Annotated in this window: 8 protein-coding genes; 3 read left to right on the top strand and 5 right to left on the bottom strand. The window is 70.3% G+C overall.

Annotation, left to right across the window (positions count from 1 at the left end):
• The 5 genes from Ato02nite_RS30130 to ctaE form a co-directional block, all read right to left on the bottom strand.
• Positions 1–3261 (bottom strand): hypothetical protein (locus Ato02nite_RS30130; RefSeq protein WP_213010039.1); only part of this gene is annotated, 3261 nt, incomplete at its 3' end.
• A gap of 135 nt (positions 3262–3396) precedes the next feature.
• Positions 3397–5007 carry a cytochrome bc1 complex cytochrome b subunit gene (gene qcrB, locus Ato02nite_RS30125; RefSeq protein WP_213010038.1) on the bottom strand — a complete coding sequence of 537 codons (1611 nt, stop codon included), beginning with the start codon at positions 5005–5007 and terminating at the stop codon, positions 3397–3399.
• The gene (gene qcrA / locus Ato02nite_RS30120) at positions 5004–6104 is read right to left on the bottom strand and encodes a cytochrome bc1 complex Rieske iron-sulfur subunit (protein WP_213010037.1); all 1101 of its coding nucleotides are present in this window, start codon (positions 6102–6104) and stop codon (positions 5004–5006) included. Before qcrA ends, qcrB begins: the two co-directional genes overlap by 4 nt.
• Positions 6101–6958 carry a cytochrome bc1 complex diheme cytochrome c subunit gene (gene qcrC / locus Ato02nite_RS30115; RefSeq protein ID WP_213010036.1) on the bottom strand — a complete coding sequence of 286 codons (858 nt, stop codon included), beginning with the start codon at positions 6956–6958 and terminating at the stop codon, positions 6101–6103. The genes qcrA and qcrC overlap by 4 nt, the downstream gene beginning before the upstream one ends.
• Before the next feature lie 49 nt (positions 6959–7007).
• Complete coding sequence (gene ctaE, locus Ato02nite_RS30110; RefSeq protein ID WP_213010035.1) at positions 7008–7607, bottom strand: aa3-type cytochrome oxidase subunit III; 600 nt, start codon at positions 7605–7607, stop codon at positions 7008–7010.
• 107 nt (positions 7608–7714) lie between these two features.
• Between ctaE and Ato02nite_RS30105 the strand changes: the two genes are divergently transcribed.
• The 3 genes from Ato02nite_RS30105 to trpD all read left to right on the top strand — a co-directional run bounded on the left by Ato02nite_RS30105 (position 7715) and on the right by trpD (position 10348).
• Entirely contained in the window at positions 7715–8698 is a 984-nt protein-coding gene (locus Ato02nite_RS30105; RefSeq protein WP_213010034.1) for a cytochrome c oxidase assembly protein, read from the top strand.
• Between the two features lie 89 nt (positions 8699–8787).
• Positions 8788–9237: a hypothetical protein gene (locus tag Ato02nite_RS30100; RefSeq protein ID WP_213010033.1), complete on the top strand. Its 450-nt coding sequence runs from the start codon at positions 8788–8790 to the stop codon at positions 9235–9237.
• A gap of 52 nt (positions 9238–9289) precedes the next feature.
• Complete coding sequence (trpD, locus tag Ato02nite_RS30095; RefSeq protein ID WP_213010032.1) at positions 9290–10348, top strand: anthranilate phosphoribosyltransferase; 1059 nt, start codon at positions 9290–9292, stop codon at positions 10346–10348.
• Positions 10349–10782: the final 434 nt, after the last annotated feature.

The following is a 10782-nucleotide window of genomic DNA, read 5'->3' as shown; positions in this document are numbered from 1 at the left end:
CAGGACCGCCTCGTCGAGCCGACCGCTCAGGGCGAGCAGCAGAGCCCGGCGGCAGGGTTCGCCGGTCGACCGGATCTCCGCAGCCTCCCGCTCCGCGCGATCGAGAAGCTCGGCGAGGCGGCGCGCGTCGAGCCACCCGCCGGTCTCCGCCTCGGCCCGCACGTCCTCGAGACGCTGCCGGTCGCGGAGCGTGAGGTCGGCGAAGAGTGCCGCGGCACCGCTGTTCCGGCGATGCGCGAGGAACTCGACCGCCTCCGCGACCCGGTCGGCCCGAGCGAGCAGGGCGACGTAACCGGCCGCCGCGTACAGATCCTTGCGGGCGGCGAAGGCGGCCAGGTCATCGGCCCGGCCGGCCGCCACCAGCACCTCGGCGCGTAGCCGGGCGGCCGCCGAGAACTCCGTCTTCGTGTGCCGGCCGAGCAGTTTCAGCGCCTCGTCGAACCTCGCCTGCCCCGCCAGCCGCTCGGCCAGCACCAGGTCGACCGCTTCCGTCCCGCGGTGCCGCTCGAGCAGCGCGAGCGCGCCGTTGCCGTCCTGGAGCTCGGCGAGGCACCGGACCGCGGCGAAATCGTCGTCCGGCGTCCGGGGCCGCCGTCGCAGCTCGTCGATGCGCCCGTCGGCCGCCGGCACCTCGGTGAGCCGGGCCGCCGACCACCGGGCCAGGCTCTTGGCCGCGTCGGCCGGCGCGCGGAACTGGCTGATGACGGCGACGTCGGCACTCGCGCCCGGCGCGTTCTCGTCGTCGGCGGCCCGCCGGGCGAGGTAGGTCGCATGCGACCGAATCGCGGCGAGGACGCTCTCGGCGTCGTCGATCCGGCGATCGGCGATCAGGACGGCCATCCCGTGCCGGACCGAGAACCAGTCGTATCGGAAGCACCCCTGCAGCGTCATCCGGGCGACCTCGTCGAGATCGCCGCAGGCGGCCAGCTCGTCGATCAGATACCAGGTCGCGGCCGAATCGCCGGCCCCGGCATGTGCCCGGACCGCGGCCGAGCCGCCCTCGGCCATCCGGAGCTGTGCCAGCCGCCAGTCGGCGGCCCATTCGCCGGCCCCGGCCAGGCGCTCGAGGATGGGCACCGCCTCGCTCGCCGCGCCCTCGGCGAGCAGCAGTTCGGCCAGGCTCAGGGCGGCGAGATCGTCCGACGTGGAGTGCGGGCGCAGCACCTTCATCGCCTCGGCGGGCCGGTCCCGGGCGCGGAGCCAGTCGGCCAGCCGGTAGGCGGCCGCGACATCACGGGCCGCGAGCTGCCGCAGTTTCCCGATCTCGCCGAGCTCCACCAGCAGCGTCGCGTGCGCCCAGCCGACGCCGTCGGCCAGGATCATCTGGCGCCGCACCTGCCGAGCGAGGTGCTCCAGCAGGATGGCGTGCCGGAACTGCCAGGCGTCACCGGCCCGGCGCAGCACCCCGTGCCGGTACGCGCGCTCCAGGAACGGCCGCAGCCGGACGGGCAGCCGGCCGCGCACCGCCAGACGCAGGTGGGTGAGGCGGAACAGCAGCCAGTTGAGCCAGCCGGTGACCAGGCCCGCCCCGACCCCGAAGACACCGGCGGCGATCAGCCCGGCCCGGTATGCCCCGGCCGGCATGCCGAAGGGCCAGTACGACCCGGCGAACAGGACGAAGGCCGCCGAGCCGTGCAGCACCGCCGTGATGACCGGATAGCGCCGCCGGGCCGGCACCTCGCGGGGTGCCAGGAACCCGTGCCGGCCGGCCCCGGCGGGCGGCCACGGCGCCCGGCGCGGCAGCGCGGCGAGCAGCAGACCGGCGACGAGACCGACGACCAGGCCGCGGTCGCGGTCCACGTTCAGCACGGTGACCAGGAATCCGAGCGCGCAGCCGTAGCCGATCCAGAGCCCGGCCTCCGGCCACCCGTACCGGTGCCAGCGGCGCATCAGTCCACAGCAGAAGAGCAGGCCGATGGTCGCGGCGAACAGCACGAGCCCGGGATGCGGTGCGGTCGGCAGGCCGGGCGGGACCGTGAAGATCATCGCCAGCGGTGCGATGAACAGGGCCACCAGGGCCAGCGCGAGCAGCCCGAACTGCCACGGGAAGAGATCCCGGATGAACAGCCCCGGTTCGAGGCGGCCCCACCGCAGCGTTCGCGACTGGGCCCGGTCGAGCTGGTGGGCCAGGGTGGACAGCCAGCGATGCGCGCGCTCCGGATCGTGGCCTTCGAAGGCGGCGGCCACGAAGTCGTCGAGCAGTCGCGCCTCGACGGCGTCCCGGTCGGCCAGTCCGAGCAGTTCGGCCGGGTCGGTCCGCGGGGCCCGGTAGGCGATCGACGCCACCGTGACCATCAGGGGTGAGGCGAACACGCCGGACAGCGGCGGTGCCTCCATCGCGGCGAAGACCGGGTCCCACCGGTCCGGCTGCACCGTCTCGTTCGACAGGTAGGTGCGCGCGTCCGGGGCGGTGACCGGCTGGATCTCCACGACCGCGGCCTGCGACAGGAAGTGGCCGGTGGTCGCCACCGCGCGGTCGTACTCGGCGCCGCGGCAGGTCACCACGAGCGGGCCGCCGTAGGCCCGGAGCCGCCGCAGGGCCAGAGCGTGCAGATCGGTCGGCAACTCGTCGAGGCCGTCGAGGATCGGCAGCACCGCACCCGGCCGGACAAGGGTGCGGAACCGGGGTGGGACCTGCGCGCGGACGAAGGCCAGGAAGTCCTCCTGGGCCCGGGGATCCCAACCGGTGGCCGGGATCAGCAGCGGGACCGGATCGGTGTCCGCCAGGGCGCGGGTGAGCAGGATCGCGCACGCCGACTTGCCGGCGCCCGCCTCGCCGAGGATGACCATCTGCCGGAACCGCAGGTCCAGCACGGCCGCCGCGAGGGTGTCCTGATCTCCCGACAGCGGCCGTTCCGCCCAGGTGACCTCCGGCTCGCCGGTGAGAACGGCACCTCGCCGGGCCGCCGGATGCCCGGTCGTGGTGGTCCACAGCAGACGAACCGGCGACTGCAACTCCGGCCGTTGCCGGACGAGCGCATCGCACTGCTCCCGCACGTGCTCCGCGAACTGCCGCCGGAGCAGGGCCGGGTCGGCGGCGGCCACCGTGTCGGGCAGGAAGCGGCGCAGCCGGGGCAGCAGGAACGCGCCGCCGACGAAGATCAGCACGGAGAGGACGGCCGCCCACGTCCGTGGCTGCTGCCGGAAGACGGTGATCGGCCAGACGTTCGCGTCCGAGACGATGTTGACCAGCAGCGGCACCAGCCAGAGCGTGCACAGGGCGCTGATCGCGGACACGGCCAGCTCCACGATCCGGAGCACCCGTCGCCGTCCGTCCCCACCCGCCACAGACCAACTTAAGCAGCACCGTCCAAACAGGTGAACCCGCTCGGCGTACCGGATAAAAGCGGGAGGGGCCCGCCGCAGCGGACCCCTCCCGGATTTGTCTTTCCGGCCTCAGCGGCCGGTGGTGATCTCCTCGCGCTTCTCCTGGCCGGTGACCGGCGGCATGCCCGGCGAGACCGGGGCCTCGGCCGGCTTCTCCACCGGGAAGAAGAAGCCCTTGATGGCGGGGGCGAGAGCACCCACCCGGTTCATCTTCTTCGGGACCACCCAGCCGCCGTATTCCAGCGGGATCGGGTGTCCGTGGTCGTCGACCGGGCCGAGCGGCTGGTGGACCTCGATGAACTGCCCGTTCGGGAGGCGGCGGATGATGCCGGTCTCCACGCCGTGCGCCAGCACCTCGCGGTCGTGCTGCTGGAGACCCAGGCAGACGCGGACCGAGATGTAGTAGGCCAGCGGCGGCAGGATCAGCAGGCCGATGCGGCCGGCCCAGGTCATCGCGTTCAGGCTGATGTGGAACTTGTCGGCGATGACGTCGTTGCCACCGGACAGCGTGGCGACCATGAAGAACGCCAGCGACATGGCGCCGATGCCGACGCGCTCCGGGTTGTCCCGCGGACGCTGCAGCAGGTTGTGGACCGTCTTGTCCTTGAGGCGCCGGGCCTCGATCCACGGGTAGAACATCGGGACCGTGGTGAGCGCCCCGAGACCGACCACGGCCGGCCAGAACAGCGGCGGGATGCTGTAGTCACCGATGTAGATCTGCCAGTTCGGCATGAGCCGGACCAGGCCGTCCATGAACATGACGTACCAGTCGGGCTGCGACGCCGAGGAGACCTCGGACGCGCGGTAGGGCCCGAACAGCCAGATCGGGTTGATCTGGAACAGGCCCGCCATCAGCGCCACCGTGCCGAAGACGGCCATGAAGAAGCCGCCCTGCTTGAGCGCGTAACGCGGGAACATCCGCTCGCCGACCACGTTGGTGTTGGTCCGCATCGGGCCGGGCCACTGGGTGTGCTTCTGCGCGAAGACCAGGCCCAGGTGGACGCTGATCAGCGCGAGCAGGCCACCCGGGATGAGCAGCACGTGGGCGATGTAGAACCGGCCGATGATCAGGTGGCCGGGGAACTCGCCGCCGAAGATCGAGGCCGAGATCCAGGTGCCCGCGACCGGGATGGACAGCATGATCGCCGAGGCGATGCGCAGGCCGGTGCCGGACAGGCCGTCGTCGGGGAGCGAGTAACCGGTGAAGCCGGCCAGGAAGCCCAGCAGGAACAGCACCACGCCGATGGCCCAGTTCGCCTCACGCGGCTTGCGGAACGCGCCGGTGAAGAAGATGCGGGCCATGTGCACCACGATCGACGCCATGAACAGCAGCGCCGCCCAGTGGTGCATCTGCCGCATGAACAGGCCGCCGCGCACCTCGAAGGACAGGCGCAGGGACGACTCGTAGGCGGCCGACATCTCGGTGCCCCGCAGCGCCGAGTACGGGCCCTCGTAAGCCACCTCCTTCATCGACGGATCGAAGAAGAGGGTCAGGAACACACCGGTCAGAAGCAGGATGATGAACGAGAAGAGCGCGATCTCACCGAGCAGGAACGACCAGTGGTCGGGGAAGACCTTGTTGAGGAGGCCACGCAGCGGCGTGGCCGCCTTGTAGCGCTCGTCCACCCCCTTGGCGAAGGTGACCGGCGCCTGCGCTAGATCAACTTTCTTGCGCTTCACGGCCGCTCCCAGAAGTCTGGTCCGACGGTGTCCTTGTAGTCGGACTTTGCCACGAAGAAACCCTCCTCGTCCACGCCCAGCGGCAGCATTGGCAGACGCCGCGTGGCCGGACCGAAGATGGGCTGCGCGTTCCGGGTGATCAGGAACTGCGACTGGTGGCACGGGCAGAGCAGACGGTTGGTCTGCTGCTCGTACAGGCTCGCCGGGCAACCGGCGTGCGTACAGATCTTCGAGTAGGCGACGTAGTCGCCCCACATCGAACCCTTGTTGCGGACGTCGGCGTCCGCGTTCTCCCGGGTCAGCTGGGCGTCGTCCGGGCGCAGGTGGATCAGCAGGGTCGGCGAGTCGGCCCACTCGTTGGTCGCGCCGCCGGGGATGCCGGGGAAGACCGTCATCTGACCGCCGGTGCTGACGTCGTCCGGGCGGATCGGCGAACCGTCGTCGCGGGTCAGCCGGACCAGGTTGCCGCCGTTGTGCGCCTTGTTGAAGCCGGTCGAGAACATGATCGGCGGGTCGTCCTTGTGCGGGTTCTCGATCAGGCCGCCGATCAGCGGCGCCGCGGCGGCCAGGCCGATCGGCGCCATGCCGATCGCGATCGCCCCCTTGAGCAGCGGCCGGCGCTGCACGCCCTGGCCGAGCTCGTCGGCCACGAAGAGCATCGTCTGACCGGTGATCAGCTGCTCGTCGCTGGGCGACGGGTCGTTGTGCCGCTGCTGGATCGACACCTCGTGCGGCAGCAGCTTCTTGGCCCAGGCCAGGATCCCGAAGCCGACCCCGAACAGCGAGACCGCCAGCGAGATGCCGAGCAGCGGCGTGTAGTAGTCGCTCAGCGTATCGCCGAGCTCGAAGCGCCACGGCCACCAGATGTAGAAGCCGAGGAACGCGAACCCGCCCACGCCGGCGATCAGGAACAGCAGGGCGATGTTGCGCACGACGCGCTTCTCCGCCTTGGAGTCCGTGCCGTGGAACTGCGACTCGTACGTGACGATCTCGATCTCGTCACGCCGTGCGCCCTCTTTGACGATCTCGAACCGGCTCAGCCGGGGGTCGGTCACGTCGACCGGAGCGTCCGTCGACTTGTCGTGCACAGTCGTCATGACTTCCCCGCAATCCACAGGGCCGTGAAGACCAGGATCGTGATGCCTACTCCGAAGATAGCGAGGCCCTCGGTCACCGGCCCGTAACGGCCCAGGTTGAACAGGCCACCCGGGTCCTTGTCCTGCTGGAGCTGGACGGTGACGTAGGTGATGATCTCGCGCTTCTGCTCGGGGGTGAGCTGGTTGTCGCCGAAGACCGGCATGTTCTGCGGGCCGGTCAGCATGGCCGCGTAGAGGGTCTCGGGCGAGGCGTCGTGCAGGGCCGGAGCGTACTTGCCCGAGGACAGTGCGCCACCGCCGCCGCCGAAGCCGTGGCAGGAGGTGCAGTTGACCCGGAACAGCTCACCACCGCGGGCGAGGGCCTCGGGGTTCTCCTTCAGGTCCTCGGTGTACTTGCCGTCCGAGGGGAGCTGCGGGCCACCGCCGAGTTCCTGGATGTACTGCCCCAGCTGCTTGGTCTGGGTCTTGTCGAACTGCGGCTTCTTCTCCTCGGCCTGAGCCTCCTGGCGGGTCATCGGCATGCGGCCGGTGCCCACCTGGAACTCCACCGAGGCCGAACCGACGCCGATCAGGCTCGGACCCCGGCCGGTGACACCCTGCGCGTCCCGCCCGTGGCAGGTGATGCAGCTGTTGTCGTACAGCTGCTTGCCTTCCTGCGCCGTGGCCGAGAGCTGCGTCGTGTCCTCGGCGAAGGCCCCGGGGGCGAACGCGGTGTATACGCCGCCGGCGAGCGCGAGCGCGGCGAGCATGCGCGCCGCCGCACCGAGACGCCGGCGCGCCCGGCTCGGCGCGGTGCGGCGCCGGGCGAGCACGCCCCGGAAACGCCACCGGCCGGCGGGGGATCCTGAAGTCATCAGCTGTGTCCCTCTGGGTTTTGACCTGAAACTCATGGACGGGCGCGGGTCACTGAAGCCAATAGATCATGGCGAACAGGGCGATCCACACGATGTCCACGAAGTGCCAGTAGTACGACACGACGATCGCCGACGTCGCCTGCGCCGGGGTGAACCGGCCCATGGTCGTACGGATCATGTAGACGATGAAGGCGATCAGACCACCGGTGACGTGCAGGCCGTGGAAGCCGGTCGTCAGGTAGAACATCGAGCCGTAACCGTCGCCGTTGAGCTTGATGCCCTCGTGAACCAGGTTGCGGTACTCGTTGGCCTGGCCCAGCACGAAGATCAGGCCCATCACGAAGGTGATCGTGAACCAGCGCCGCAGCGAGTGCACATCGCCCTTCTCCGCCGCGAAGACGCCGAGCTGGCAGGTGACGGAGGAGAGCACGAGGATCACCGTGAAGGTGGTCGCGTACGGGAGCTTGAGCTCCGGCGTGTGCTCTTCCCACATGCTGTAGTCCGCCGCGCGAATCGAGAAATACATGGCGAACAACGCCGCGAAGAACATGAGTTCGCTGGAGAGCCACACGATCGTCCCGACACTGACCATGTTCGGTCGGGTCAGCGAGTGGATCCTGCTCTTGTCGATGGCTGGGGCCGCTGTCACGAGGCTCATTATTGCCCCGCGATCAGTCCAACGTGCCGTGGGGGGTGGAATCCGGCACGTGTCGCAGCCCGGAATAACATTCGCCGACCGGATAGGCCTAGCCTCAGGTGGTGTTGCTAGTCGAAACGCCTGCACCGCTGGCCGCCGCGGGAGATACTGTTCTACCGCCCTTCACCCCGGCGGCGATCTTCACCCAGATCCACCTGACCAGCCTGATCGCGCTGTTCCTGCTGATCGCCGCGGCGCTGTACGGATACGGCGTCTACCAGCTCCGGCTGCGCGGCGACCACTGGCCGGCCGGCCGGACGGTGGCGTTCATCGCCGGCGGACTGGGCTCGATCGCGGCGGTCGCGGTCAGCGGCATCGAGGCGTACGACACCACCCTGCTCTCGGTGCACATGGTCCAGCACATGGTGCTGTCCATGGTGGGTCCGATCTTCCTGGCCCTGGGCGCGCCGGTGACCCTGGCCCTGCGCACGCTGCACGGCGCCCCGCGCAAGACGCTGCTGGCGGTCGTCCACAGCCGGTTCGTCAAGGTGCTGACGTTTCCGCTGGTCGCGTTCGGAATCTTCGTGGCGAACCCGTTCGTCCTCTACTTCACCGGGCTGTACCGGCAGACCCTCGAGCACGCCTGGCTGCACGAGTTCATCCACGTGCACTTCATCGTCACCGGCTGCCTGTTCTTCTGGCCGCTGCTGGGCCTCGACCCGCTGCCGAACCGCTGGCCGTACCCCGGGCGTGCCCTGCTGATGGTGCTGTCGGTGCCGTTCCACACCGTGCTCGGGCTGACCATCATGCAGAGCAAGACGCTGCTCGGCGGTGACTACTACCCCAACCTGCACCTGAGCTGGTCGGACCCGTGGAACGACCAGGTCACGGCGGGCGGCATCCTGTGGGCCGGCGGCGAGATCGTGAGCGTCACGATGCTCGGCATCCTGGTCCTGCAGTGGATCAAGCAGTCCGAGCGGGAGGCCCGGCGGATCGACCGGGCGCTGGACCGGGCCGAGGCCGAAGAAGCGGCGGCCGCCGTAATTGCTAACAAGATCACAGAACAACCGGCCGTGGTACGACCACGGTCCGACGGCGAATAACCCTGTTCGGTACGATCACAACGCACCTACGACGTGAACCGGGCCCCATCCGACCGCCCCGCCACCCTTGACCGGACTGAAGGCAATTCATGAGCGACGCACACGCGACTCCCGGGCCGGACACCTACACGGTCCTGCTCTACAGCGACGACATCGCGGTCCGTGACCGGATCCGGCTGGCCATCGGCACCCGCCCCGCCATCGACCTCGCGGTCGAGTTCGTCGACGCCTCCACCTGGGAGGAGTGCCGCATCATCCTCGACAAGTACGAGATCGACCTGATGGTCCTGGACGGCGAGGCGGCGCCCGCGGGCGGCCTGGGCATCGCCCGGCAGACCAAGGACGAGTACGCCACTCCCCCGCCCGTCTGCGTCGTGCTGGCCCGCGCCGCCGACCGCTGGCTCGCGGCGTACGCGCAGGTCGACGGCACGCTCACCTACCCGCTCGACCCGGTCACCACGGGCCAGACGGTCGCCGCCATGCTGCGGGCCCGCCGCAACGGCGCCGTGCCGCTGGGCACCCTCGGTCACCTGGGCTGAGTCGCTCCTTACCGCCAACCGCCGACCCCGTACCCCCGACGGAGGCCCCGCCATGGGCGCACGCACCTGGCCCAACCTGACCAGCGCCCTGCTCCGCGGCGAGGAACTCGCCGTCGCCGACACGGCCTGGGCGATGGGCGAGATCATGGCGGGCAACGCCACCCCGGTGCAGATCTCCGGGTTCGCGATCGCGCTGCGCGCCAAGGGTGAGACGCCCGCCGAGCTGGCCGGTCTGGTCGAGGCCATGCTGGCCGCCGCCACCCTGGTCGAGCTGCCGGAGAAGACCCGCACCGACGCGGTCGACGTGGTCGGCACCGGCGGCGACCGGGCCAACACGGTGAACATCTCCACGATGGCCGCGATCGTCACGGCCGCGGCCGGGGTCACCGTGGTCAAGCACGGCAACCGCTCGGCCTCGTCGTCGACCGGCACGGCCGACCTGCTCGAGCACTTCGGCATTCCGCTCGACCTGGGCCCGCAGGGCGTCGCCCGCACGGTCGCCGAGGCCGGCATGGGCTTCTGCTTCGCGGCCCGTTTCCACCCCGGCATGCGGCACGCCGCGGTCACCCGGCGCGAGCTGGGCGTGCCCACCTTCTTCAACGTGCTGGGCCCGCTGACCAACCCGGCCCGGCCCACCGCGGCCATGGTCGGCTGCTTCGACCTGCGGATGGCGCCGGTGATGGCGGCGGTGTTCGCCCGGCGCGGCGACTCGGCCCTGGTGGTACGGGGCGAGGACGGCCTGGACGAGTTCACCACCGCGGCGCCGACCCGGGTGTGGAAGGCCTCCGGCGGCACGGTCGAGGAGCTGGTGATCGACGCGGTCGAGCTGGGCCTGCCCCGCAGCGAGCCGGCCGACCTGCGCGGCGACGACGTGAAGTTCAACGCCGACGTGGCCCACCGGACGTTCGCCGGCGAGCCCGGCCCGGTGCGCGACGCGGTGGTGCTCAACGTGGCGGCCGCGTTCGCCGCGCACGGTGGCTTCCCCGGCGACCTGAGGGAGACGCTGCGGGCCGGAATCGCCCGGGCCCAGCAGACGATCGACGCGGGCGCGGCAACGGCTCAGCTGGCCCGCTGGGTGGCTGCCGCGCAGGCCGCAAAGGCCGCCGAATAACAAATCACAGCGGACACGCCGCCGCTAATGCTCCAAGATGCCGGAATTTCGTGGCAGCGTCTGAATCACATTCGGGTAATTCCGCCTCCGCCGATGAGAGGAGCCACCCGTGCCGGAACGCGAACTCCGCTGCGTAATCTGCGACGGCGACATGATGTTCGAGGTCCCCCCGTGCCCCGACGACCACGACGAGTGCCCCGAGCTGGTCTGCACCCGCTGCGGAGCCGCCGAGGTAGTAGCCCCCATCGTCGTCCACCTGTGGGGCAAACTCCCCCAGGTCCCCCACCAGCGAAGAGCAGCCTGACCAAGGCGCCGCCGCAACCACCGCTGGCCGCGCCCAGCGGGGGCCTGGACCACTATCCCCCATTGCTTCTCAAAGAGCTCCGTACCACGTAACTGTGCGCGCGATCGCCGTCAATGAGATGGGCCCGGTT

It is taken from the genome of Paractinoplanes toevensis (assembly GCF_018332695.1).
Lineage (GTDB): Bacteria > Actinomycetota > Actinomycetes > Mycobacteriales > Micromonosporaceae > Actinoplanes > Actinoplanes toevensis.
Note: the sequence above shows the minus strand (reverse complement) of the source record. Positions and strands in the feature narration are given on the sequence as shown.